This is a genomic window from Mycobacterium sp. pV006 (assembly GCF_041287115.1).
In the GTDB taxonomy this organism is placed as follows: Bacteria; Actinomycetota; Actinomycetes; order Mycobacteriales; family Mycobacteriaceae; genus Mycobacterium.
In genome coordinates this window covers 60,270-83,586 of the sequence record NZ_JBGGKT010000003.1, presented here as the reverse complement: position 1 = coordinate 83,586, position 23,317 = coordinate 60,270, and the positions used below count along the sequence as shown (strand labels likewise).

General features: G+C 66.7%; 20 protein-coding genes and 1 tRNA gene. 12 read left to right on the top strand and 9 right to left on the bottom strand.

Annotated features, from left to right (window positions below):
* Positions 1 to 15 precede the first annotated feature (15 nt).
* The 5 genes from ACAG25_RS06385 to ACAG25_RS06365 are packed head-to-tail and all read left to right on the top strand — an operon-like array spanning position 16 to position 4,945.
* Positions 16 to 768, top strand: coding sequence for an amino acid ABC transporter ATP-binding protein (locus ACAG25_RS06385; protein WP_370487753.1), 753 nt, complete (start codon positions 16 to 18; stop codon positions 766 to 768).
* The gene (gene macS / locus ACAG25_RS06380; RefSeq protein ID WP_370487488.1) at positions 765 to 1,898 is read left to right on the top strand and encodes a MacS family sensor histidine kinase; all 1,134 of its coding nucleotides are present in this window, start codon (positions 765 to 767) and stop codon (positions 1,896 to 1,898) included. The genes ACAG25_RS06385 and macS overlap by 4 nt, the downstream gene beginning before the upstream one ends.
* On the top strand, positions 1,895 to 2,545 hold the full coding sequence (locus ACAG25_RS06375) for a response regulator (RefSeq protein WP_370487487.1): 651 nt from the start codon (positions 1,895 to 1,897) through the stop codon (positions 2,543 to 2,545). Before macS ends, ACAG25_RS06375 begins: the two co-directional genes overlap by 4 nt.
* Before the next feature lie 43 nt (positions 2,546 to 2,588).
* Complete coding sequence (locus tag ACAG25_RS06370; protein WP_370487486.1) at positions 2,589 to 4,409, top strand: DUF2339 domain-containing protein; 1,821 nt, start codon at positions 2,589 to 2,591, stop codon at positions 4,407 to 4,409.
* A 32-nt stretch (positions 4,410 to 4,441) separates the two neighbouring features.
* On the top strand, positions 4,442 to 4,945 hold the full coding sequence (locus tag ACAG25_RS06365) for a Dps family protein (protein WP_370487485.1): 504 nt from the start codon (positions 4,442 to 4,444) through the stop codon (positions 4,943 to 4,945).
* Here ACAG25_RS06365 and ACAG25_RS06360 read toward each other — a convergent pair.
* Positions 4,920 to 6,194, bottom strand: a complete 1,275-nt coding sequence (locus ACAG25_RS06360) for an adenylate/guanylate cyclase domain-containing protein (protein ID WP_370487484.1) — start codon at positions 6,192 to 6,194, stop codon at positions 4,920 to 4,922. The genes ACAG25_RS06365 and ACAG25_RS06360 overlap by 26 nt on opposite strands.
* Positions 6,195 to 6,517: 323 nt before the next feature.
* Between ACAG25_RS06360 and ACAG25_RS06355 the strand changes: the two genes are divergently transcribed.
* Complete coding sequence (locus ACAG25_RS06355) at positions 6,518 to 7,258, top strand: peptidoglycan-binding protein (RefSeq protein WP_370487483.1); 741 nt, start codon at positions 6,518 to 6,520, stop codon at positions 7,256 to 7,258.
* A gap of 44 nt (positions 7,259 to 7,302) precedes the next feature.
* Positions 7,303 to 9,852, top strand: coding sequence for a hypothetical protein (locus ACAG25_RS06350; protein WP_370487482.1), 2,550 nt, complete (start codon positions 7,303 to 7,305; stop codon positions 9,850 to 9,852).
* A 41-nt stretch (positions 9,853 to 9,893) separates the two neighbouring features.
* Here the strand turns inward: ACAG25_RS06350 and ACAG25_RS06345 are convergent.
* Positions 9,894 to 9,970, bottom strand: a tRNA-Leu gene (locus ACAG25_RS06345).
* Between the two features lie 70 nt (positions 9,971 to 10,040).
* Here ACAG25_RS06345 and ACAG25_RS06340 point away from each other — a divergent pair.
* Both ACAG25_RS06340 and ACAG25_RS06335 read left to right on the top strand, forming a co-directional pair.
* On the top strand, positions 10,041 to 10,670 hold the full coding sequence (locus ACAG25_RS06340; RefSeq protein WP_370487481.1) for an ANTAR domain-containing response regulator: 630 nt from the start codon (positions 10,041 to 10,043) through the stop codon (positions 10,668 to 10,670).
* A 126-nt stretch (positions 10,671 to 10,796) separates the two neighbouring features.
* Positions 10,797 to 12,131, top strand: a complete 1,335-nt coding sequence (locus ACAG25_RS06335; RefSeq protein WP_370487480.1) for an ABC transporter substrate-binding protein — start codon at positions 10,797 to 10,799, stop codon at positions 12,129 to 12,131.
* A gap of 65 nt (positions 12,132 to 12,196) precedes the next feature.
* Here ACAG25_RS06335 and ACAG25_RS06330 read toward each other — a convergent pair whose 3' ends face one another.
* The 7 genes from ACAG25_RS06330 to ACAG25_RS06300 all read right to left on the bottom strand — a co-directional run bounded on the left by ACAG25_RS06330 (position 12,197) and on the right by ACAG25_RS06300 (position 18,416).
* Entirely contained in the window at positions 12,197 to 13,003 is an 807-nt protein-coding gene (locus ACAG25_RS06330) for an ABC transporter ATP-binding protein (RefSeq protein WP_370487479.1), read from the bottom strand.
* A complete protein-coding gene (locus ACAG25_RS06325) occupies positions 13,000 to 13,953 on the bottom strand; it encodes an ABC transporter ATP-binding protein (protein ID WP_370487478.1) in 954 nt (317 codons plus the stop codon). The genes ACAG25_RS06330 and ACAG25_RS06325 overlap by 4 nt, the downstream gene beginning before the upstream one ends.
* Positions 13,946 to 14,935 carry a branched-chain amino acid ABC transporter permease gene (locus ACAG25_RS06320; protein ID WP_370487477.1) on the bottom strand — a complete coding sequence of 330 codons (990 nt, stop codon included), beginning with the start codon at positions 14,933 to 14,935 and terminating at the stop codon, positions 13,946 to 13,948. Before ACAG25_RS06320 ends, ACAG25_RS06325 begins: the two co-directional genes overlap by 8 nt.
* Positions 14,936 to 14,944: 9 nt before the next feature.
* Positions 14,945 to 16,165 carry a branched-chain amino acid ABC transporter permease gene (locus ACAG25_RS06315; RefSeq protein WP_370487752.1) on the bottom strand — a complete coding sequence of 407 codons (1,221 nt, stop codon included), beginning with the start codon at positions 16,163 to 16,165 and terminating at the stop codon, positions 14,945 to 14,947.
* 385 nt (positions 16,166 to 16,550) lie between these two features.
* On the bottom strand, positions 16,551 to 16,781 hold the full coding sequence (locus ACAG25_RS06310; RefSeq protein ID WP_370487476.1) for a DUF167 domain-containing protein: 231 nt from the start codon (positions 16,779 to 16,781) through the stop codon (positions 16,551 to 16,553).
* 4 nt (positions 16,782 to 16,785) lie between these two features.
* On the bottom strand, positions 16,786 to 17,985 hold the full coding sequence (locus ACAG25_RS06305; RefSeq protein ID WP_370487475.1) for a lipid-transfer protein: 1,200 nt from the start codon (positions 17,983 to 17,985) through the stop codon (positions 16,786 to 16,788).
* On the bottom strand, positions 17,982 to 18,416 hold the full coding sequence (locus ACAG25_RS06300) for a Zn-ribbon domain-containing OB-fold protein (protein WP_370487474.1): 435 nt from the start codon (positions 18,414 to 18,416) through the stop codon (positions 17,982 to 17,984). The genes ACAG25_RS06305 and ACAG25_RS06300 overlap by 4 nt, the downstream gene beginning before the upstream one ends.
* A 96-nt stretch (positions 18,417 to 18,512) precedes the next feature.
* Here ACAG25_RS06300 and ACAG25_RS06295 point away from each other — a divergent pair, with 96 nt between their 5' ends.
* The 3 genes from ACAG25_RS06295 (at position 18,513) to ACAG25_RS06285 (ending at position 23,311) form a co-directional block, all read left to right on the top strand.
* Complete coding sequence (locus ACAG25_RS06295) at positions 18,513 to 19,745, top strand: MFS transporter (protein ID WP_370487473.1); 1,233 nt, start codon at positions 18,513 to 18,515, stop codon at positions 19,743 to 19,745.
* An 84-nt stretch (positions 19,746 to 19,829) separates the two neighbouring features.
* The gene (polA, locus tag ACAG25_RS06290) at positions 19,830 to 22,502 is read left to right on the top strand and encodes a DNA polymerase I (RefSeq protein ID WP_370487751.1); all 2,673 of its coding nucleotides are present in this window, start codon (positions 19,830 to 19,832) and stop codon (positions 22,500 to 22,502) included.
* Complete coding sequence (locus ACAG25_RS06285; RefSeq protein WP_370487750.1) at positions 22,499 to 23,311, top strand: acyl-CoA thioesterase; 813 nt, start codon at positions 22,499 to 22,501, stop codon at positions 23,309 to 23,311. The genes polA and ACAG25_RS06285 overlap by 4 nt, the downstream gene beginning before the upstream one ends.
* Positions 23,312 to 23,317 lie beyond the last annotated feature (6 nt).

The following is a 23,317-nucleotide window of genomic DNA, read 5'->3' as shown; positions in this document are numbered from 1 at the left end:
GCGCAGGCCCGGCCGATGGTGCGCGCCGAGATGGTGTGCAAGGACTTCGGCGCGCTTCGGGTGCTCAAAGGTGTCAGCCTCGAGGTGCAGCGGGGGCAGGTGCTGGTGCTGGTCGGACCGTCCGGCTCGGGCAAGTCGACCTTCCTGCGGTGCATCAACCACCTCGAGACGGTCAGCGCCGGCCGGCTCTACGTCGACGGCGAATTGGTCGGCTACAAGGAGCGCGGCGGCCGGCTCCACGAGATGAGACCGCGGGAGGTCGCTCGTCAGCGCCGCGACGTCGGCATGGTCTTCCAGCACTTCAACCTTTTCCCGCACCGGACGGCGCTGGGCAACGTGATCGAGGCGCCCATCCAGGTCAAACGTGTGAAGCGGGCCGAGGCCGAACAGCGCGGCAGGGAACTGCTCGAACAGGTCGGCCTTGCCGACAAGGCCGACGCCTACCCGCTGCAACTGTCCGGTGGGCAGCAGCAACGAGTGGCGATAGCGCGGGCGCTGGCGATGGATCCGAAGTTGATGCTGTTCGACGAGCCCACCTCCGCGCTGGATCCCGAGTTGGTCGGGGAGGTACTGACCGTGATGAAACGGCTTGCCTCCGAAGGTATGACGATGATCGTCGTCACCCACGAGATGGGTTTCGCCCGTGAGGTGGCCGACGAGTTGGTGTTCATGGATGGCGGGGTGGTCGTCGAACGTGGGAAACCCCGCGATGTGATGGCCGACCCGCAGCACGAACGCACGAAAGCGTTTCTCTCGAAGGTGATGTGAAGTCCGACCCGACCGCACCGTTGTGGCGGGCAGCCCAGGTCTTCCGGCTGCTCAGCTGCATCTATGCGCTCGGTTTCCAGGTGACCGTGAACCCTGATCTGCGGTATCCCGTGGCAGGTTGGGTGCTGTTCGGCGTGCTGATCGCGTGGAGCATCGCGTGTGCGGCGGCCTACGTGCAGGGGTTCGGGCGCCGTCGTGCGTGGGTGCTGACCGAGGTCGCGGTGGTGCTGGCCCTGATGCTCAGCACCGAGTGGATCGCGACGGATCAGTGGGTGCTGGACAACCAGTCGCTGCCAACCACGTTGTGGGCCACCAACGCGACCATCTCCGCGGCCATCCTGATCGGGCCGGTGGCCGGGATGGGCACCGGTCTGCTGGTGATGGCTGCCGGCGCTGCCTTGAAGGGTTACGTCCACGTCGACCTCGGCGGCAACGCCACCATCGTCGTCGAGCTCGCAGTGGGACTGGTCGTGGGTCTGGCCGCCCAGACCGCACGGCGGGCGCACACGGAGTTCGAACGTGCGGCGCGGCTGTCGGCGGCGCTGGAGGAACGGGAGCGGTTGTCCCGCGAGGTGCACGACGGGGCGATCCAGGTGCTCGCGCTGGTGGCCCGTCGAGGCCGCGAAATCGGCGGGGAGACAGCACAGTTGGGTGAGTTGGCGGGGGAGCAGGAGCGTGCGCTGCGCCGCTTGGTCAGCGCTGCCGACCATCGGCGTTCCGTCGACACCACCGCGGTCGATCTCGGGGCGCGGTTGCGCCGGTACGCCGGCGACCGGGTCTCGGTGGCGGTGCCGGGTGAGCCGGTGCTGCTCGAGACGACCGTCGCCGACGAACTGCTCGCTGCGGTGGCCAACGTGCTGGACAACGTCGCCGCGCACGCCGGACCCGAGGCGCGCGCCTACGTGCTCCTCGAAGACCTCGGGGACGAGGTGACGATCAGCGTGCGCGACGACGGGGTCGGGATAGCCGACGGTCGACTGGCCCAAGCGCAGCGGGAAGGTCGTCTCGGGATCTCCAAATCGATTGTCGGGCGCCTCGATTCGTTGGGCGGCCGCGCAGAGCTCACCACCGCCGCGGGTGCGGGGGTGGAGTGGGAGCTGACCGTGCCGCGGCGAGGGAGGGTGTCATGAGCACGCAGTCCGTGACCGTCATGGTCGTCGACGACCATCCGATCTGGCGCGACGCGGTGGCCCGCGACCTGGTCGACGCCGGATTCGACGTCGTGGCCACCGCCGACGGCGTGGCGGCCGCCAAACGCCGCGCCGCCGTGGTCAAGCCCGATGTCGTGCTGATGGACATGCGGCTGCAGGACGGCGACGGTGCACAGGCGACCACCGAGGTGCTGGCCGTCTCCCCGGACACCCACATCCTGGTGCTGTCTGCCTCCGACGAACGCGACGACGTCCTCGAGGCGGTCAAGGCCGGAGCCATCGGGTATCTGGTCAAGAGCGCGTCGCGCGAGGAACTGGCGGATGCCGTCCGTGCGACCGCGCGTGGAAGAGCTGTGTTCACTCCGGGTTTGGCCGGCCTGGTGCTCGGTGAGTACCGCCGCATTGCACAGGACACCACCGACCCGACCGCGCCGACCTTGACGCCACGCGAAACCGAGATCCTGCGCTTCGTCGCCAAGGGCATGACCGCCAAGCAGATCGCGGCGCGGCTGTCGCTCAGCCATCGCACCGTGGAAAACCACGTCCAGGCGACGTTTCGCAAGTTGCAGGTCGGCAACCGGGTGGAGCTTGCGCGCTACGCGATCGAGCACGGCCTGGACGAGTAGTTGTACTCATCCGTCCGCGCGGACACGCGACGACGATGGGTCCATGACCGAACCGCACAGCATTGTCATATCTCGGCTGTCCGCCGATTTCGCTGCGATGTCGCGGCACCTCGCGCAGGCCTCGGCCGACCTCCGCCACCTGGATGCGATCCTGACCCGACAGACGGGCCCTGTGCCACCACCTGTTCCGGCGCCGCCTGCTGCCCCAGCACCTCGTCCCGTCGCCCCGTACTGGCACTATCCGCAGCCCGCCCCGCCCGCCCCGCCCGCCGCGCCCCGACCGATCCCGCCACCGGCCCCCGTGGCGGCGCAGTCACCGCCCACCGCGGAGGCCTCGCAGGGGTGGATCGGCAAGTTCCTCGCCGTCGCCGGCGTCGGCATCACGCTGATGGGTGTCGTTCTGCTGCTCGTGCTGGCCGCCCAGGCGGGCATCCTGCGTCCTGAGTTCCGGGTTGCTGCCGGCGCCGTGCTGGCCGCAGGGCTGGTGGTGGCCGGACGTCGGCTCTACCGCCGACCCGGGGGACGCGTCGGCGCGATCGCCCTGGTCGCCACCGGCGTGGCCGCGGCCTACATCGACCTGGTCGCGGTCACCACCATCTACGACTGGATCGCCGCCCCGGCCGGCCTGGTCGTCGCGTCGCTGATCGCAGCGGGCGGTCTGGTTCTGGCGCGACGGTGGGAGTCCGAGCAGCTCGGCTTGCTCGTCATCGTTCCGCTGCTGGCCCTGGCGCCCGTTGTGACGGGTGGCATCACGCTGCTGCTGATCGGGTTCATGCTGACGTTGGCGGCGGTGTCGGTTCCGGTGCAGATCGGCCGGGACTGGATCTGGCTGCACAGTGCTCGCACGGCGGCGGTGGTGCTGCCCCTACTGACCGCTCTGGTGGTGCGTTACTTCGACTCCCGCGACGACCTGGCGTTGGCTGTCGCGTGCGCGCTGGGTGCGGTCCTGGCGATCATCACCGCTCTGGTGTTGCTGCCGGGCACCGCGAACCGGGCGGGGATGGCGGTGCTGACCGCGGTGGGCGTCACGCCGCTGCTGTGTGTGGGCCTGACCGTCGACAAGGTGATCGCGGCCTTGATGCTCGGCGCCCTGGCCTCAGCCCTGCTCGCGGTCGTCCTGCTCGCAGACCGGTTGCCGGGCGTCCAGGGGGCGGCGCGAACGGTGTTCGCGGTGTCGTCGGCGGTGGCGGCACTGTTCGCCCTGCTCACCGCGTTCAACGGCGAGGTCGCCGGCCCGCTGCTCGCGGCACTGGCGCTGGTGCTCCTGACGGCCGCACGCGGGGACCATGCGGCACGCTGGATCGGCCTCGGCTTCGCCACCGTCGGCGCCGCCGCCTACGTGGTCACGGCCGATGCCGCGGCGTTGCTGGAGCCCACTCGCATCGATGCTGCGACAGGCGTGTCGATCCTGGTGTCGAGCATCCTGCTCGCCGCGGTCGCGGTCGCTTGGTCCTGGTTCGCCGAGACTCGGCACGCGCTGCTGTGGGGTGCGACGGGGGCGGTGGTCGTCTATACCGTCACCCAGTTCAGCGTGACGGCCGCGATGTTGTTCTCACCGAATGACCGAGGGTTCTACGCAGGCCATATGGTTGCGACGATCTGCTGGATCGCGATGGCTGCCGCGGTCTTCGCGTACGCCTTGCGACTGCCGCGCGCGGAGCGGTCGACGGCGATCAGCGGCGGACTGGGTCTGGTCGGCGCGGCGATCGCGAAGCTCTTCCTGTTCGACATGAGCGCGCTCGACGGGATCTTCCGGGTCGTGGTCTTCATCGTCGTAGGCCTTGTGCTGCTGGCCATGGGAGCCGGCTACGCACGTTTGCTGGAGCGGCAGGACGACCTTGCTGTGACGAAAAATACATGCTAAACTGGACTAGATCCAGAAAAGGAGGCGTTCTGATGGCTATGACCAAGACACTGAACAATCGCAAGACCGAGGCTGAGGTGGCAGGTTTCCAGGCGTCGCCAGAATTCCACGCGGCGATGCAGCGCGTACTGGTCGACCTGATCGAACTGTCCAATCAGGGCAAGCAGGCGCACTGGAACGTCGTGGGAACCAACTTCCGCGACCTGCACCTGCAGCTCGACGAGCTCGTCGACTTCACCCGGGAGGGCAGCGACACCGTGGCCGAGCGGATGCGCTCGCTGTGGGGCATTCCCGACGGCCGCACCGACACCGTCGCCGCGACGACCTCGCTACCGGAATTCCCGGCCTACGAGCACAGCTCGGCAGACGTCGTCGACATGATCGCCACGCGCATCTATGCCGCCGTGGAGACCATGCGTGACGTGCACGAAGGCATCGACAGGGAGGACCCGGTGACCGCCGACATCCTCCATGCCCTGATCGACGGTCTCGAGAAGCAGGCGTGGCTGATCAAGTCGGAGAACCGGAAGGTGTAACCACCTCCGCGCGTCGGCCCACCAGGTACCACGTGTGCATCGGCCCTTTGCCTTTCACATCGACCAGCCCGCGATCCTCGAACACGAAGGCGTGCCGAAGTCGCAGGTACACATTTTCGGGTACCTGAATCCGGCCTTCGATGTCGGTGCTCTCCATACGTGAAGCCACGTTGACGGCGTCGCCCCAGACGTCGTAGAAGAACTTCTTCGCACCGACGACCCCAGCGACCACCGGTCCCGCTGCCATTCCGATGCGCAGCGGGACCGCGTGGCCTTTGGCGTCTCTGAGGCCGGCGACCATGTCGGCGATGTCGAGCGCCAACGCCGCCAGGGCTTCGAGGTGGTCGTCTCGGGGGACAGGGACGCCACTGACCACCATGTAGGCGTCGCCGGTCGTCTTGATCTTCTCCAGTCCGTGCCGGTCGACCAGGGCGTCGAGGTCGGTGTAGAGCCGGTCGAGGAAACGGACCAGTTCCGCCGGCGGCGTCTGCGCGGCCCGTTCGGTGTATCCCGCGATGTCGGCGAACAGGATCGACGCGTCGTCGTACTTGTCGGCGATGACGGTCCGCTGCGGTTCCTTGAGTCGCTCGGCGATGGTGTCGGGCAGGATGTTGGCCAGAAGTCGTTCGGAGCGTTCGTATTCGGCTTCCATGGCCTGTTCGGCGCGTTCGATCTCCCGCAGGGTGTACCAGAGCGTGGCCACGAGCATCACCGCTGACGCCGCCACCGAGCTGAGAAAGCCCACGGTCAACATCCACGGCGGGCCCAAGCCGCGGTCGTGCGGCACCGTCAACTCCAACCCAATGCAGATGGCAACGCCCGCAGCGGCGATCACCGTAGCCAGCGCGATGCGTTCGATCCCCAGGATCAACACCGCCAGCGCCGCGGCGACCACGAAGTAGAACTGCAACCCCGAACCGGTTCCGATCGTGAAACAGAAGAACCCCACCGACACGTAGGCGAACCCGACGAAGGTCAGCGGCGCCACCAACTCTCCGAGGTGGCACAGCCGCGGGATGGCCAGAAACATTGCGGCGCATGCGATATTGACCACGCCCAGCCCCGCCATCGCACCACCCAGCGTCAGCTGGAAGACGCCGAACAACGCCGAGACCGCGGCGGCGATCCAGCCGGCGATCGTCAACACGCGCAACCGGTCGGCGGCCCTGTCGGAGCGGTGCCGTTCCGGCGACGCGACCCGGCCCCGCACCGCCAACTCGGGCACGCACACCGGTCGCACTTGGAGCACGACGGAAGGCTATCGCCGAATCAGGTACCGCCATGGGGGAACGGCGCGCATCCAGTACGCCGACGGGGCAGTCGCCGAGCCGGACGCGGTTTCAGCAAATAGTTTCTGATAAGTAAGCCGCCCTTGGCAAGGTACCCCACGTGGGAAAAGGACGGTGCTGTGAACGCAGCGGTTAATAAGGCGATCGATGTTTACGCAGGACAAGTCAGTCCGGGGGACAAAAACTGTGACGCTTGTGTTAGCTGGCTCACATCCCTGGGTACGCCTCTGTCCATCAGTAGCGGCCGTTACAGCAACAGTCGCCAGGGCCAGGGAGAACGAAAATGAGCGACGAAGGACTCACCCTAGAGGAAATGGAGGCGGAATTTGTCACGGTGCTGCCGGACAAAGAGGTCGTCTCCATTCTCGACTTGAACGTCGATGTCGATGTCTTCATCGACGCGGCGTCGCCCATCGACCTCGCTGCCGCTGCACAGCTCAACGTTGCGGCGCCGATCGATGCTTCGGCCGCAGCCAATGTGTTGGCCTATGACTCCGGGGCTCAGGCGGAGAACTTCCAGACCGGATCGGTGGACCAGATTCTGGTCGCGAACGCTTATGCCACATCGGATCAAGCCAGTGACATCATCCAATCCGACGAGACCGACGGTGACCCAACGCCGGCCGACGAAGAAATTGCCACGCCGGAGTTGGGTCTGTTCGAGGGGCCGCTGCTCAACGTGGATGTCAACGTCGACCTCGATGCCGACCTCGCGGCGCCGATCGCCGGTGCGGTGGCAGCTAACGCCAATGTCGCCGCGCCCATCAGCGCCAGCGTCGCGGCGAACGTGATCACGATCGAATCCGACGCGATCGCATACACCGACCAGGAGATGTCGATCACGCAGGAGTTGCGCGGCGACACGGTCGCCAACGCGGTACAAGACTCCAGCATCGACCAGGGCACCAGTCAGCCCGATGCAGACACCACGTCGGACACCACGGCCGATTCGGGCGGTGAATCGACTGCCGGTACAGCTTCCGACAGCACCGGTTCGGACGCCGGCAGCGCAACGGCGGGCTGACCGAATCTACAGTCGCGCAAGGTGGTTGGACGAGGAGCGCTCAGGTGACTGTGACCACCGAGGGGGTAGGCCAGGCGCACGCCATTCCGCACCGCGCGGAAGGCGTCGAGCTGATCGGAGAGATGGCGGGATCGGGTTATCGGGTTCCGCCATCTCTGGCTCGGCGCGCCGACGGGCAAACCCTACAGCTGACCCCGCTGCTGTATGCGACGTTGGCGGAGATCGACGGGCGCCGGTCGCCCGCTGAGGTGGCGTCGGCGGTATCCGCCTCGACGGGTCGCCCGGTGAGCGAACACAACGTCCTGCAGTTCCTCGAAAAATTGCGTCCGCTGGGACTTCTGGTTCAGACCGACGGCACACAGCCGACGGTGAAGAAGCGGAATCCGTTGCTGGGACTTCGATTCCGGTATGTCGTGACCGACCCGGAGCGGACACGTCGAATCACCGATCCGTTCCGGCACCTGTTCCACCCGTGGGTGGTCGCCGTGGTGCTGGCCGCATTCGCCGTTGTGTGCTGGTGGGTGTTCTTCCGGAAGGGTCTGGCATCGGCGGCTTACGACGCCTTCGAGCGGCCGGGGCTTCTGATCCTGGTATTCGTCGTCACCATCGTCTCTGCCGGCTTCCACGAGTTCGGACACGCTGCGGCGGCCCGGTACGGCGGTGCCACACCGGGTGTCATGGGGGTCGGTCTCTACCTGGTGTGGCCTGCGTTCTATACCGACGTCACCGATTCGTACCGACTCGATCGTCGCGGCCGCCTGCGCACGGATCTGGGCGGCCTCTACTTCAACGCGATCGTCGCGGTCGCGATCACCGCGGTGTGGCTGGTGCTGCGCTATGACGCGCTGCTGCTCGTCGTGGCCACCCAGATCATCCAGATGTTGCGCCAGCTCGCACCTTTGGTGAGATTCGACGGCTACCACGTGCTCGCTGATCTGACCGGTGTCCCCGACCTGTTTGGCCGGATCAAGCCGATTTTGCTCGGTATGCTGCCATGGCGGTGGCGCGACCCCGAGCCGCGTCAGCTCAAGCTCTGGGCTCGACTCGTGGTGACGGCCTGGGTGGTCGTCGTCGTTCCGTTGCTCATCGGAATGCTGGCTCTGGCGGTCATAGCGCTGCCTCGACTCCTGGGCACGGCGTGGGCGAGCTTGAACAACCAGCAGGATGTTCTCGCCGCGTCCTGGGCGGACGGAGACTTGGTGCAGGCTGCTGCCCGGGTCCTGTCGATCGTCGCGATCGTGATCCCGGTTGCCGGCGTCATCTATCTGCTGGCTCGGTTCGCCCGGCAGATGATCTCGGCCGCGCGGAAAGTGAGCGCCCGCGGTCCCGTTCGGCGGGCGGTGGTTTCGGTTCTCGGAGTGGCCGTGTTGTGCGGCCTCGCCTACGCGTGGTGGCCGCATGACGGCAACTACCGTCCGATCGAAGCGGCTGAACGCGGCACCCTGAGCGACATCGTCTATGCGCTCGGGGTTTACGAGATGAACGATCGCACCCGCGTGAGCATCGGACGGACCGAGGCCGCCTCCGGGGCGGTCGCAACGCCGAGGACCTTGTCAGCCGGGCAGCAGGGAACGGTATGGGCGTTGTGGGACAGTCGGACCCGGCCCCCGACGGCCGACTCACCTCGGCTCGCGTTGGTGTTGGTTCCCCGAACTCCGTCCTTCGTGGCCAGTAACGGTGCGCCCGGTACCGCAGCCAGGCTCACCGCGGCGGATCAGGGCTGGGTCTTCCCGTTCGACAAACCCCTCGCCCCGGGGGAGGGGGACAACCAGGCTCTGGCGGTCAACACCACTGACGGCACCGTCGAGTGGGCGGTGGCCGTCGCTCTGGTCTGGCAGACCGACGAAGAGTATGCGCTGAACATCAACGAGGCCCACGCCTACGCGTCCTGTCAGTCGTGTGCCGCGGTGGCCGTCGCCTACCAGGTGGTATTCGTCCTCGACGAAATCGAGGACAACGACAACGTGGCCATACCGCAGAACCTTGCCGGCGCGCTCAACTACCGATGCGTCAACTGTCTGACCTACGCGGTCGCGCAGCAACTGTTCGTCACTCTGGACACCCCGTTGTCGGCGGAGGCGCAACGCGCAATTGAAGAAATCTGGGTAAAAGTAGGACGGTACGCAGCGAGCATCGAGTCGGGGGACGTCACCGATCTTGCCGAGATCGCCCGGACCTTCGACGGTTTCACCGCTCAGATAAAGGAAATCGTCGAGACCGAACAGCCCGGAACGTTCCCCACCACGACGGCCCCACCGTCCAGCACGGCCGTCCCGTCGCCGACTGCTGTGGCAACACCTGATCCGTCGACCACTGTGGTCCCGGAACCGACGCCCACCGACGCGGCGACGACTCAGCCACCGTCGATGGTGACCAGCTCTACCGCCACCTCAACCGCGGAGACAACAGCCATAGCGGAACCGACGACAGAACCGACCACGGTGGAACCCACGGTCGTCTCCGAGGAGCCAACAGCGACATCCACCGACAGCCCGCTGACCAGCGACTCCACGAGTGCCGACGAGGGCACTGCGTCGGATGGGTCGGATGGGTCGGCCACCTCTGACGACCAGACATCGGCGGGAACCGAGTAGACCTGGCAACGGCTAAAAGATGTGGTCGACCAGCTGTTTCGTGGTGCCCTCGGTGAGATTCGAACTCACACTGTACGGGTTTTGAATCCGTTTCCTCTGCCAGTTGGGATACGAGGGCGTGCGACGTACCACCATAAAGGATGCCCCCGCGGTCGCTCATCCCGGCTCTGCCCGCCACAATGAACCTCATGTCAGCGTCAACCGAATCGCCAGATGCCGTGCCGCCGCGTCGTGTGCTCGTCGCCGAGGACGAGGCCCTCATCCGGCTCGATCTGGCCGAGATGCTGCGCGAGGAGGGCTATGAGATCGTCGGCGAGGCCGGCGACGGTCAGGAGGCCGTCGATCTCGCCGAGTCGCTGCGTCCTGATCTGGTCATCATGGACGTCAAGATGCCCCGGCGCGACGGCATCGACGCCGCTTCCGAAATCGCGAGCAAGCGCATCGCGCCCATCGTCATCCTGACTGCGTTCAGCCAACGTGAACTCGTCGAGCGCGCCCGCGACGCCGGCGCGATGGCCTATCTGGTCAAGCCGTTCAGCATCTCCGACCTGATCCCCGCGATCGAGGTCGCGGTCAGTCGCTTCAGCGAGATGACCGAACTGGAGAAGGAAGTCGCGTCCCTGTCGGACCGGCTGGAAACCCGAAAGCTCGTCGAGCGCGCCAAGGGTCTGCTGCAGGTCAAGCAGGGGATGACCGAACCCGAGGCGTTCAAATGGATCCAACGCGCCGCGATGGATCGGCGGACCACGATGAAGCGTGTCGCCGAGGTCGTGGTGGAGACGCTCGACGACTCCGACGGCGCCGCTTCCGCAGGCTGACCCCGGGTCCCGCTCCAGATCACAGATTGGTTACGACGGCTCTCGAGAACATCAGCCGTAACGACCACGCACTAGCGTCAGTGCCGTCTGAACACTGATGGCCCGTGAAGTCTAGGAGCATTCTTGATGAAGAATCGAACCCTCGGTCACGTCGTCGCCGTGGCGGGTGTCGCCGCGCTCGCCCTGTCCGCCTGTTCCTCAGGGGACAGTGGCGACGCCTCCGGCGAAGCGGCGACCGACACCACGGCCGAGACCCAGGCCGAGGTCGTCTCCACCGACTGCAACCCGCCCCAGGCGACCGCAGGTGCGACGCCCGACACCAGCCCGCTCAAGATCGGGACGTTGCTTCCCGAGACCGGAACGCTGGCGTTCCTCGGGCCGCCCGAGGTTGCCGGCGTGCAGGTCGCAGTGACCGAGATCAACGAGGCCGGCGGGGTGCTCGATCAGCCGATCGAGCTGGTCACCGGTGACTCCGGAGACACCACCACCGACACCGCGAACACCACCGTGGACCGTCACCTCGCGGGCGGGGCCAACGTCATCATCGGTGCGGCGTCCTCGGCTGTGTCGCTGAAGGTGATCGACAAGATCGCCAGCGCGGGCGCGGTGATGTTCTCCCCGGCGAACACCTCCGACCAGTTCGTCTGCTACCAGGACAAGGGCATGTACTTCCGTACCGCGCCCACCGATGTGCTGCAGGCTCAGGCACTGGCGCAGTTGATCACCGGTGACGGCGCCCAGCGGGTCGCGGTGCTGGCCCTCAACGACCCGTACGGCACCGGCCTGGCCGCCAACACCGTCGAGGATCTGAAGGAAGCCGGTATCGCCGAGGACCAGATCACCAAGATCATCTACGACCCGAATGCGCAGTCGTTCAACGCCGAGGTCGATCGCATCAAGGAGTTCAACCCCGACGCGGTCGCGGTGCTCGGCTTCGAGGAGACCGCCAAGATCATCACCCGGATGCACGAGGTCGGCATCGGCCCGTCCGACGGCATGCTGGTCTACGGCACCGACGGCAACATGGGCAATGCGCTCGGCGAGGGTGTGGCGCCGGGCCTGCTCGCCGGGATGAAGGGCACCACGCCGCTGACCGACGTCGGCCCGGAGTTCGAGGGCCGGCTCAAAGCGGTCAACCCCGGTCTGGTCGACTTCAACTACGCCGGTGAGGCTTTCGACGCCGTGGTGATCTCGGCGCTGGCCGCCGAGCAGGCCAAGTCCACCGCGGGCGTCGACATCGCGGCCAACATCAACTCGGTCACCCGGGACGGGACCAAGTGCATGACGTTCGTCCAGTGCCGCGATCTCATCCGTGCCGGCGAGGACATCGACTACGACGGTGTGACCGGCCAGCTGGAGTTCGCTCCCGCCGGTGAACCGTCGGTCGGCTCGTACGGCAGCTTGGAGTTCGGGCCGGACAACAAGATCGTCACCAAGGACTTCATCGTCGTACAGAGCTGAGTCCACGAGCATGACATCCGGGCCGGGCAGCGTGGCTGCCCGGCCCGGATCATGTTGTCGGACGGCTACTTCTGTCGCTTCCCGGCGAGGGTGCCCAGGTAGAGTTCGATCACCTTGGGGTCGTTCATCAGGCTGCGCCCGGTGTCGGTGTAGGCGTTGGTGCCCTGGTCGAGGACATATCCGCGGTCACAGATCTGCAGACACCGCCGTGCGTTCTGTTCGACCATGATCACCGAGACGCCGGTGGCGTTGATCTTCTTGCAGCGGATGAAGACCTCGTCCTGGAACATCGGAGACAACCCTGCAGACGGCTCGTCGAGCAGCAGCACCGAGGGCTCCATCATCAATGCCCGCCCCATGGCGACCATCTGCCGCTCACCGCCGGACAGTGCCCCGGCCTTCACCTTTCGGCGTTCGGCGAGCAGCGGGAACAGCTCGGCGACGAGCTCGAACTGCTCGCGGAACTTCTTGGGGCGCAGATAAATCCCCATCTCGAGATTTTCCTCGATCGTCAGTCGCGGAAAGACGTTCTGGTTCTGCGGGACATAGCCGACGCCCTTTGTCACGAGCACATGGGCGGGTGCGGAAGTGATGTCGTCGCCGCGCAGGGTGACCGTCCCCTTGCGGATCGGAATCAGGCCGAACAGAGCTTTGAGCAACGTCGACTTTCCGGCTCCGTTGGGTCCGATGATGCCCACGATCTCGCCGTCGCGCAGATAGAAGTCGCAGCCGCGCAGGATGTCGACCTCGGGCAGATACCCCGCGACCAACGTGTCGGCGCGCAGGAGAGCGCCTTCGGCGAGACGCGCGTGTTCGGCCGGTGTCGCAGCCAGTTCGGCTGCCGACGGGCCGGATTCGGGGACGTCGCTCATCGACTCGGGCTTCCCGGGGTTTCGGAATCGGACAGGTCGCCGCCGGCTTCGATGGTGTCGACGACTGCCTGCTCGATCCGCTCTGCCAGTACCGCGGTCGCTCCGACGGGATCGCCGGCCGCGTCGAACTCCAGAGCCTGATCGTGGTGACTGCCCAGGTAAGCGTCGACGACAGCGGTGTTGTCGCCCAACGCTTCCGGCAGCGACTCGGCGATGATCGACCCCTGGGCCATGACGACCACCCAGTCGCTGACGTCGCGGATCACGTCCATGTCGTGTTCGACGAACACCACGGTCATGCCCTGTTCCCGCAGCGAACCGATGTGCACCAGCAGGCTCTCGGTCAGGGCTGGGTTGACCCCGGCCATCGGCTCGTCGAGCATCACGACCTTGGGCTCGGTCATCAAGGCCCGCGCCATCTCGAGCAGCTTGCGTTGACCGCCGGACAACGATCCGGCCATGTCGTCTGCCTTGGCGTCGAGTTTGAACCTGGCCAGCATCTCGCGCGCCCGCTCGGTGATCTCGGCCTCCTGCTTGCGCCACCGGAAACGCAACAGCGAGTTCAGCATTCGTTCGCCGGTCTGCTCGGTGGCGCCCAGTTTGACGTTGTCGAGGACCGACATCTTGGCCAGCGCCTTGGTCAGCTGAAAGGTGCGCACCACACCGCGTCGCGCGACCTGATGTGGATGCAACCGGGACATGTTGACCCCGTCGAGGGACCAGGAGCCCGCGTCGGCGCGCTCGAACCCGGTCAGGAGATTGAAGAAGGTCGTCTTGCCGGCGCCGTTCGGGCCGATCAGCCCGGTGATGGCGCCGCGCTGGATCTCGACGTGCCCGACGTCGACGGCTTTCAGGCCGCCGAAGGATCGGGAGATGTGGTCCACCACGATGATCGGGTCGGGCTTGGGGGATCCGGGCTGGGCGGCCACATCGGCGAACACGTCAACCATCGAGCGCGACCTCCCGTCTCCTGCCCATGATGCCCTGCGGGCGGAACACCATCAGCACGATGATCAGGATGCCGACCAGGACGAAACGCATGGCCCCGACCTGCGCGTCGGTCAGCGGCAGCAACGGGTCGGGTCCGGCGATGGCCTGCCGCAGCAGGGCGTCGGGGATGGCCAGCAGGAACCAGAACAGCATGGCGCCCACCACCGGGCCGAAGACGGTCGCCGCCCCGCCGAGCAGCAGCGCGCCGAACGCGTAGAACGTCTGCGAGGTCGAATAGAAATCCGGGTGGATCGATTTCGTCTGCAGCGCGTTGAAGATTCCGCCGATGCCGCCGATCATCCCACCCAGCACCAGGGCCTGCAGCTTGTAGACGAAGACGTTCTTACCGAGCGCACGCGCTGCGTCCTCGTCCTCCCGGACCGCTTTGAGGACCCGTCCCCACGGGCTGTGGATCAGCAGGTAGACGAAGCCGCACAGCAGCGCCACCAGCGTCCACCCCACCACCATCGCCCACAGGTCGTCCCCGACGAACTTCATGCCCAGCAGCGAGTACTGCTTACCCGAGTCGAACGGGCTGATCCGGGTGAACGGGTCGGCGAAGCCGTAGAGGCCGTTGGTGGAGCCGGTCACCGGGTCCGCGGCGGTGGACCGGAAGACCAACCGCAGCACCTCGGCGCTGGCGATGGTGGCGATGGCCAGGTAGTCGGCCCGTAGTCGTAGCGTCGGGATGCCGAGGATGACGGCCAGCAGCCCGGCCGCGCCGAGTCCGACCAGGATTCCGACCCACAGCGGCTGCTGGTAGGTCACGGTCATCACGCCCACGCCGTACCCGCCGAGTAGGGCGAAACCGATCTGACCGAAGTTCAGCAGTCCGGTGTAACCGAAATGGAGGTTCAGGCCGATCGCGAGGAGCGCATAGAAGATGGCCGACGGCCCGATCAGCTGCGCGAACGCGATCTGCAGAGCACTGAGGATGTCCATCGACCTACGTCACCCGATCCTTTCCCGGGAGCCGAGGATGCCCTGCGGGCGCACGATCAGGATGAAGATCAGGATCAACAGACCGCCGATGTACTTCAGGTCGGGGTTGACCACGATCGTCGACAACTGCACCAGCATGCCGACGATCAGGCAGCCGACCAGGGCGCCGTAGGCGGTGCCGAGCCCGCCCAGTGTGATGCCGGCGAACATCAACAGCAGCAGCTTGAACCCCATCTCCCACTGCACTCGACCGCCCAGTTCGGACACGGCCAGCAGGACGCCGCCGAGTGCGGCCAGGCCGCCGCCCAGACACCACACGTAGGTGATCACGCGCTCGACGTTGATGCCCGAGGACGCCGCCAGATCCTTGTTGTCGGCGACGGCCCGCATCGCCTTGCCGACCTTGGTCTTCTGCAGGAGCAGAGCCACCGCGATCAGCACGACGAGGCTCACCGCGATGGTGATGATGTTGATGTCGGTGATGGCCACAGGACCCCATCGGCGTTGCGCGGTCACGGTGTAACCGTCGAACGCCTGGGTGCGGTCGGAGAACAGCATCAGGATCAGGTAGCGCAACGCGATGGCCAGCCCGATCGAGACGACCAGCTGGGGGATCAGTCCCAGCCGCCGTCGTCGCAGCGGCCGCCAGATCGCGGCGTTGTTCAGCCAGCCGATCGCGACCCCGACGACGACCGCGACCACGGCGGCCGGCAGCAACGCCATCCCGAAGGTCACATTGAAGACCCAGGCCGTCACCGCGCCGAGGGTCACCAACTCGCCGTGGGCGAAGTTGGTCAACCCGGTGGTGCCGAAGATCAGATTCAGACCGACCGCCGCGACCGCGATGACCAGACCGAACCGCAGACCGTCGATCGCAAGCCGGATCAAGCGCTCGTAGAGCGGTGTCTCCATCGACGTCCGGACCTCACCGAAGGTGAAGACGACGGTGTTCGTGCGTCCGGCGACGACCTCGCGCTCGACCGCGCCTTGCACGCTGACGCCGTCGGGCAGGGTGTCGGGATCGACCTCGAACGTGTGCGGCCCGACGGGCACCTCGAAGGACCAGCGGCCGTTGTCGTCCGACGTCGTGGTCGCGACCTCGCCGCCGCCCGGGTCGAGGGCCCGCACCCGGACATCGGCGACGGGGTCCCCGGCGTTGACCAGTCGGCCGGACACCGTGGCGGTCTCCTGGACCGCGCTCGCGGTGGCGGCGCCGAACACGCCCGCCATCAGTGGGAGGATGAGCAGCGCCAGTATGCGCAAGACGATGCGCGTCCCGAAGGGGACCGTCCCCACTGATGAACCTCCCGTGTGGTGTGGTCGAACGTCGGGGCGTGTTGCCGCTTCCGGGACCTTATAGGGTGCGACCACCGCGGGTGCGCTTCTGGGTGTATCAGTTGTGTTTCGAGATCACGCCGCGTGATGGCGGAATTTGATCGAAGCCTGACACTGCTGAGGCTTCTGGCGCCCGGGCGCCGGTGTCAGTCTCGACTCATGGCGATGCTGATGGTCTTCTGCGGCATGCTCGTCGCTGCATCGATAGCGGCGTTGCTCGACCTGACTCCGGACACCCACCGCGAGTGCAGCCAGCACGGTCACTTCGAGTTCTGAGGGTTCACGTCCCTATGCGGAAGCGCTTGAGGCGGGACGTCGCCCCGGCGATCAACTCGACATCTCTGCGCGCGACACCGAAATGCGCGGCCAACACGCGGATGACGGCCTCGTTGGCCTTGCCGTCGACGGCACGCTCGCGCACGTAGACCGTCAGAGCCCCGTCCGGTCCCGTCTCGACGAGCGGCCCCTTTGTGCTGCCGGGCTTCACCCGGACCGAAATCGCTTCGGCCACATGCTCAGCGGGCGACGACGACCGACGAACCGTGACCGAACAGACCTTGGTTGGCGGTGATACCGACCTTGGCGTCCTCGACCTGACGTCCGGTCGCCTGGCCACGCAGCTGCCAGGTGAGTTCGCACACCTGCGCGATGGCCTGCGCGGGAATCGCCTCGCCGAAGCAGGCGAGCCCGCCGGACGGGTTGACCGGGATCTTCCCGCCGATCGCGGTCGCACCGCTGCGCAGCAGCTGCTCGGCCTCACCCTTGGCGCACAGCCCGAGGTGTTCGTACCAGTCGAGCTCCAGCGCGGTCGACAGGTCGTACACCTCGGCCAACGACAGATCCTCGGGTCCGATGCCGGCTTCGGCGTAGGCGGCGTCGAGGATCTGGTCCTTGAACACGCGTTCGGGCGCCGGGACCACCGCGGTGGAGTCGGTGGCGATGTCGGGCAACTCGGGGAGGTGCTGGGGGTACTGCGGCGTCTGCAGGCTGATCGCCCGCACCGACGGAACACCCTCGACGGAGCCGAGATGCTTCTCGGCGAACGACTTGCTCGCCACGATCAGCGCGGCAGCGCCGTCGGAGGTCGCGCAGATGTCGAGCAGCCGCAGGGGATCGGAGACCACCGGGCTGGCCAGCACGTCGTCGACCGAGGCGGCCTTGCGGTAGCGGGCGTTCGGGTTCTCCAGCCCATGACGCGCGTTCTTGACCTTGACCTGCGCGAAATCCTCGAGCGTCGCGCCATAGAGGTCCATGCGGCGACGCGCCAGCAGCGCGAAGTACACGGTGTTGGTCGCGCCGATCAGGTGGAAGCGCTGCCAGTCGGGATCGTTCTTGCGTTCGCCACCGACGGGCGCGAAAAAGCCCTTGGGCGTGGTGTCGGCGCCGATGACGAGTGCGACGTCGCAGAACCCGGCCAGGATCTGGGCGCGCGCGCTCTGCAGCGCCTGCGACCCACTCGCGCACGCGGCGTAGCTCGAGGTGACCGGGATACCGCTCCAGCCCAGCTTCTGCGCGAACGTCGCACCCGCGACGAATCCGGGGTAGCCGTTGCGAATCGTGTCGGCACCGGCCACGAGTTGGATCTGCTTCCAGTCCAACCCGGCCTCGGCGAGGGCGGCACGCGCGGCGACGACGCCGTACTCGGTGAAGTCACGCCCCCACTTGCCCCACGGGTGCATGCCCGCCCCGAGGATGTACACCGGCTCCGGGCTCATGCGGTCCTCCAGGCGTAGACGATTCGCTCGACCCCGTCGTCGTCGACATAGAGCGGCATGGTGGCCAGTTCCATCTCCATGCCCACCTTCAGATCGGCGGCCAACGTGCCCTCGACCACCTTGCCGAGCACGATCAGGCCCTCGTCGGCCAACTCGACCGCGGCAACGGCGAACGGCTCGAACGGATCCGGTGAGGGGTAGGGAGGCGGTGGCGCGTAACGGTTTTCGGTATAGCTCCACAACCGTCCGCGCCGAGACAGCGGCACCTGGGCGAGTTCGTCGCCGTCGCAGCCGGGGTTGGGGCAGTTGTTGGCGCGCGGCGGGAACACGTAGGTGCCGCACTGATGACACTTACCGCCGATCAGATACGGATCGCCCGACCCATCGGTGGCGAACCAGCCGTCGATTGCGGGCTGAGTGGAAGCTGACACGCGGTCAGAGTACCGAGTGCGGGCGACGGAACTGAAACGTGTTCCAGTTGGTGGGAGGTGCGGCCACTGCACAGCCGTACAGCAGAATGGACGCCGATGAGTTACTTCGGCGAACTGAAGACCAACTGGCAGCCGCTGGCATCGGCGACATCCGGCCTGAGTGCGGGTCTGAGCCTGAGCGCCTACACCAATGCCGCGATGGGTCCACAGTTCCTGGAGGCCTTCGGTTGGAGCCGCTCCGACTTCGTGCTGACCGGCGTGATCACACTGCTCACCTTCGTGTTCCTGCCGGTGTACGGCCGGATGACCGACTTGTTCGGGGTGCGTCGCATCGCGCTGGTGGGCGTGGTCGGACTGCCGGCCTGCTGGGTCGCCTATGCGTTGATGTCGGGTCCGATCTGGCAGTACTTCGCGATCAACGTCGTGCTCATCGCGGTCGGGGTGACCACCACACCGGCGATCTACAGCCGCATCGTCGCCACGTGTTTCGTCAAGGCCCGCGGGTTGGCGCTGGCCATCGCCATCTCCGGTCCGCCGCTGCTGGGCGCGGTGCTGGCCCCACTTCTGAACACGGTCAACGGCGCCTACGGCTGGCGCGCGGGTTGTCTGACCGTGGCCGCGGTCATCGCGATCCTGGGCGTGCTGGCCCTGGCGCTGGTCCCCGCCGCCGACGCCGACACCAGACGCCAAGCGCGCCAACGCAACAACCGCAGCGACTACCGGCACATCGCGAAGAACCCGGTCTTCTGGATCCTGCTGGGCGGTGTGCTGCTGTGCAACCTCTACCACACGGTCACCACCAGCCAACTCGGCGTGATGCTGGCCGATTCGGCGCCGGGGGAGACGGTGGCCGTGCTGATCTCGGTGTTCGCGACCGCCGTCATCGTCGGCCGCTTCGCCTGCGGGATCGCGCTGGATCGCTTCCCGCCCCACCTCGTCGCAGCCGTCGCGATGGGGCTGCCCGGGTTGGGGTGCCTGCTGATCGCCTCGCCGTGGAACACCGTGACCGCTCTGGTGGTCGCGGTGTGTTGTCTCGGTGCGGCCTGGGGCGCCGAGGGGGACGTGATCGCCTACCTGGTGGCGCGCCGCTTCAGCTTGACGATGTACAGCACCGTGCTCAGTATCCTGTCGGCCGCCATCGGGGTCTCCTCCGCGCTGGGTGCCCTGATCCTGAGCTGGACTCTGCAGGCCAGCCCCAGCTTCAACGGGTTCCTGACGTTCGCCGGAGTAGCCGCGTTCATCGGCGGCGCACTGTTCCTGCTGCTGGTCCGATGGCCGGTGCCGGAAGCGGAAGTGGTCGACGGTTCGCATGTCGGCACCGGTGCCTAGAGTGAACGCGTGAGCCCAGCCAAGACCGCATCGACTGCCAAGGGCAAGCCCGCAACCGCACCTGCGGACGACAAACCGACCTTGATGCTGCTGGACGGGAACTCGCTGGCCTTCCGCGCTTTCTATGCGTTGCCGGCCGAGAACTTCAAGACCCAGGGCGGACTGACCACCAACGCGGTGTACGGGTTCACCGCCATGCTGATCAACCTGTTGCGCGACGAGCAGCCCACCCACATCGCCGCGGCGTTCGACGTGTCGCGGCAGACGTTCCGGCTGGAGAAGTACCCCGAGTACAAGGCAGGCCGCTCCGCCACACCCGACGAATTCCGGGGCCAGATCGACATCACCAAAGAGGTCCTCGGCGCTCTGGGGATCACCGTGCTGGCCGAACCCGGCTACGAGGCCGACGACGTCATCGCCACGCTCGCGACACAGGCCCGGCAGGAGGGTTACCGGGTCCTGGTGGTCACCGGTGACCGTGATTCCTTGCAGTTGGTCAGCGACGAGGTCACCGTGTTGTACCCGCGTAAGGGTGTCAGCGAGTTGACCCGGTTCACCCCTGAGGCCGTGGTGGAGAAGTACGGGCTCACCCCGGCCCAGTACCCGGACTTCGCGGCCCTGCGCGGCGACCCGAGCGACAACCTGCCCGGCATCCCGGGGGTGGGCGAGAAGACCGCGACCAAGTGGATCGCCGAATACGGATCGTTGGAGGCGCTGGTCGACAACGTCGACAAGGTCAAGGGCAAGGTCGGCGACGCGTTGCGGGCCAACCTGTCCAGCGTGATCCTCAACCGGGAACTCACCGACCTGGTCAAAGACGTCCCGCTGGCGCAGACGCCCGACACGCTGCGGATGCAGCCGTGGAACCGCGACCAGATCCATCGGCTGTTCGACGACCTCGAGTTCCGCGTCCTGCGCGACCGCCTGTTCGACACGCTGGCCTCCGCCGATCCCGAGGTGGACGAGGGCTTCGAGGTCCGGGGCGAGGCGTTGCAGCCCGGTACCCTCGCCGCCTGGCTGGCCGAGCACAGCACCGGACAACGGTTCGGCCTCGCGGTGGTCGGCAACCATCTGGCGTTCGACAGCGACGCGACCGCCCTGGCGATCGTCGCCGCCGACGGCGACGGCCGTTATCTCGACACCGCGACCCTGGATCCCGATGACGAGGCGGCGCTGGCGTCCTGGCTGGCCGACGACGGCGTGCCCAAGGCGCTGCACGAAGCCAAACTCGCGATGCACGACCTCCAGGGCAGGGGCTGGACGCTGGCCGGGGTCACCTCCGACACCGCGCTGGCCGCCTACATCGTGCGTCCCGGCCAGCGCAGCTTCACCCTCGACGACCTGTCGCTGCGCTACCTCAAACGCGAACTGCGCGCCGACAACCCTGAGCAGCAACAGCTTTCGCTGCTCGACGACAGCCTCAACGAGTCCGACGGCGTCGACAACCAGGCGGTGCAGACGCTGTTGCTGCGGGCCAACGCGGTGATGGACCTCGCCGATGCCCTCGACGAGGAGTTGGCGCGCATCGACTCCTCGACTCTGCTCGGGAACATGGAACTGCCGGTGCAGCGAGTGCTCGCCGAGTTGGAGACCGCCGGCATCGCCGTCGACCTACCCAGGCTGACCGAACTGCAGAGCGAATTCGCCGACCAGATTCGCGACGCCGCCGAAGCCGCCTACTCGGTGATCGGCAAGCAGATCAATCTGGGTTCCCCCAAGCAGCTGCAGGTGGTGCTGTTCGACGAGCTGCAGATGCCCAAGACCAAACGCACCAAGACCGGATACACCACCGACGCCGATGCGCTGCAGGGTCTCTTCGAGAAGACCGGGCATCCGTTCCTGCAGCATCTGCTGGCGCATCGGGATGCGACGCGGTTGAAGGTCACCGTCGATGGCCTCCTGGCCTCCACCGCGAGCGACGGCCGCATTCACACCACGTTCAACCAGACCATCGCGGCGACCGGTCGATTGTCCTCGACCGAGCCGAACCTGCAGAACATCCCGATCCGCACCGAGGCCGGCCGACGCATCCGCGACGCGTTCGTCGTCGGCGACGGTTACGCGGAACTGATGACCGCCGACTACAGCCAGATCGAGATGCGCATCATGGCGCATCTGTCCGGCGACGAGGGCCTCATCGAAGCGTTCAACACCGGTGAGGATCTGCATTCGTTCGTCGCGTCGCGGGCGTTCTCGGTGCCCATCGACGAGGTCACCGCCGAACTGCGCCGCCGGGTCAAGGCCATGTCCTACGGACTGGCCTACGGGCTGAGCGCCTATGGGTTGTCCCAGCAACTCAAGATCTCCACCGAAGAGGCGAAGGAACAGATGGAGCAGTACTTCGCCCGCTTCGGAGGTGTCCGCGACTACCTGCACGCCGTGGTCGATCAGGCGCGCAAGGACGGCTACACCTCGACCGTCTTCGGCCGTCGCCGCTATCTGCCCGAGCTCGACAGCAGCAATCGCAATGTGCGCGAGGCCGCCGAACGCGCGGCGTTGAACGCGCCGATCCAGGGCAGCGCCGCCGACATCATCAAGGTCGCGATGATCAACGTCGACCGTGCCATCAAGGACGCCGGACTGAAGTCCCGGATGCTGCTGCAGGTGCACGACGAGCTGCTGTTCGAGGTCGCAGAAGGGGAACGCGACACACTCGACGCGCTGGTCCGCGACCAGATGGGCAGCGCCTACCAACTCGCGGTGCCGTTGGAGGTCAGCGTCGGTTACGGCCGCAGCTGGGACGCGGCGGCGCACTGATGACAACCCACCCGTTCGACGACGCACTGGAGCTGGAGGCCACCGAGGGGCGCGGGGTGCTGCGCGGCCGCACCACCCCGGAGTGGGCCAACATGGTCGGACCGTTCGGCGGAGTGACCGCCGCACTGCTGCTCCGCGCCGTCGAGTTGCATCCGGATCGGATGGGCGAACCGGTCTCGCTGACCGCGAACTTCGTCGCTCCCGTCGCCGACGGCGCCTTCGACATCGCCGCCCGCGCCGTGCGCACCAACCGTTCCAATCAGCACTGGCTGGTCGAGCTGTCGCAGAACGGTGAGATCAAGACCAACGCCTCGGCCGTGTTCGCAACCCGCCGCGACACGTGGACCGACACCGAGGCCGTCCCGCCGGACGTCCCGCAGCCCGAGGACATTGCGTCGGCAGAGGCACCCGGCTTGGTGCAGTGGGTCTCCAATTTCGATATGCGTTTCGTGATCGGTGATGCCCCGAGGCGAGACGGCGACGCCGTGGCGTCCTCGGCAACGGCGCTGTGGGTGCGCGACCGCCGGGACCGGCGCCTCGACTTCGCCGCGTTGACCGCGCTCGGCGACATCTTCTACCCACGGGTGTTCGTGCGCCGCGGTAGCGCGTCCCCCGCCGGCACAGTCACGATGACCACCTACTTCCACGCCGAATCCACCGACCTGGACCGCGTCGGTGACGACTTCGTACTCGCCCATGCACGGGCCAACCGGTTCGGACGCGGCTATTTCGACCAGTCCGCGACGTTGTGGAGCCGCAGCGGCGAACTACTGGTCACGACACACCAGCTGGTGTACTTCCGCACCTGACTGTCG

Coding starts and splice junctions, on each gene's coding strand:
- ACAG25_RS06320 (WP_370487477.1), bottom strand. CDS start 14,935: ATGGACATCCTCAGTGCTCTGCAGATCGCGTTCGCGCAGCTGATCGGG.
- ACAG25_RS06305 (WP_370487475.1), bottom strand. CDS start 17,985: ATGAGCCCGGAGCCGGTGTACATCCTCGGGGCGGGCATGCACCCGTGG.
- ACAG25_RS06335 (WP_370487480.1), top strand. CDS start 10,797: ATGAAGAATCGAACCCTCGGTCACGTCGTCGCCGTGGCGGGTGTCGCC.
- ACAG25_RS06365 (WP_370487485.1), top strand. CDS start 4,442: ATGGCTATGACCAAGACACTGAACAATCGCAAGACCGAGGCTGAGGTG.
- ACAG25_RS06375 (WP_370487487.1), top strand. CDS start 1,895: ATGAGCACGCAGTCCGTGACCGTCATGGTCGTCGACGACCATCCGATC.
- ACAG25_RS06325 (WP_370487478.1), bottom strand. CDS start 13,953: ATGGTTGACGTGTTCGCCGATGTGGCCGCCCAGCCCGGATCCCCCAAG.
- ACAG25_RS06295 (WP_370487473.1), top strand. CDS start 18,513: ATGAGTTACTTCGGCGAACTGAAGACCAACTGGCAGCCGCTGGCATCG.
- ACAG25_RS06370 (WP_370487486.1), top strand. CDS start 2,589: ATGACCGAACCGCACAGCATTGTCATATCTCGGCTGTCCGCCGATTTC.
- ACAG25_RS06355 (WP_370487483.1), top strand. CDS start 6,518: ATGAGCGACGAAGGACTCACCCTAGAGGAAATGGAGGCGGAATTTGTC.
- ACAG25_RS06340 (WP_370487481.1), top strand. CDS start 10,041: ATGTCAGCGTCAACCGAATCGCCAGATGCCGTGCCGCCGCGTCGTGTG.
- ACAG25_RS06330 (WP_370487479.1), bottom strand. CDS start 13,003: ATGAGCGACGTCCCCGAATCCGGCCCGTCGGCAGCCGAACTGGCTGCG.
- ACAG25_RS06315 (WP_370487752.1), bottom strand. CDS start 16,165: ATGGCGGGCGTGTTCGGCGCCGCCACCGCGAGCGCGGTCCAGGAGACC.
- ACAG25_RS06385 (WP_370487753.1), top strand. CDS start 16: ATGGTGCGCGCCGAGATGGTGTGCAAGGACTTCGGCGCGCTTCGGGTG.
- polA (WP_370487751.1), top strand. CDS start 19,830: ATGCTGCTGGACGGGAACTCGCTGGCCTTCCGCGCTTTCTATGCGTTG.